At 73.5% G+C, this 620-nt stretch carries 1 protein-coding gene; it reads right to left on the reverse strand.

All coding sequences use genetic code 11. The features are described from left to right. Positions 1-107 precede the first annotated feature (107 nt). On the reverse strand, positions 108-620 hold a 513-nt coding region (locus tag JKL46_RS35065; protein ID WP_201843069.1), incomplete at its 5' end, for a tyrosine-type recombinase/integrase.

Genomic DNA, 620 nt, shown 5'->3' on the forward strand with positions numbered 1-620 from the left:
GCCGCGGCGCAGGTCCCAGCCGAGCGCGATCAGCGCCTCGCGCTCGGCCGCCGACAGCGCCGGCGAGCGGTCGAAGCCGGAGACGTCGAGGAGCGGCGGACGCGCGCTCATGCCGTGCCCATCGGCGCGGTGGTCAAGAGCGCGATGCGCCGCTCGTGGAGCTGCGCCATGCCGGCGGCGAGCCTGGCGGCGAGGTCGCGGCCCGACAGGTGGATGTAGCGAAGCGTCGTCTCGGTCGAGCGGTGACCGGCGAAGGTGGCGATGGCGTGGATCTCCCAGCCGGCGCGAGCGAGGTCGGTGAGGCAGAGGTGGCGCAGCGTGTGCGTGCCGAAGCGGGGCTCGCCAGCGGCGAGTGCGATGCGCCGCACCACCTTCGACCAGGTCCAGGCGGTGATCGGCTCTGCCGGATTGCGGCGCGACTCCGACAGGAACAAGGGACCGCGGGCGGAACTGCACTTGGCGCGGTGCGCGAGGTAGGCGCGCAAGAGCTCGCCGGCCGGCGCCGAATAGGGCACGATCCGCTCGCGGCGCGACTTCGTGGTCTCGGCGCGCACGCGCAGCATGCGGCGTGCAGGATCGATGTCGTCGGTCCGCAGGGCGCAGAGCTCCTCGCGTCTGAG

Origin of the sequence: Microvirga zambiensis WSM3693, assembly GCF_016735695.1 — a bacterium.
Classification (GTDB): Bacteria; Pseudomonadota; Alphaproteobacteria; order Rhizobiales; family Beijerinckiaceae; genus Microvirga; species Microvirga zambiensis.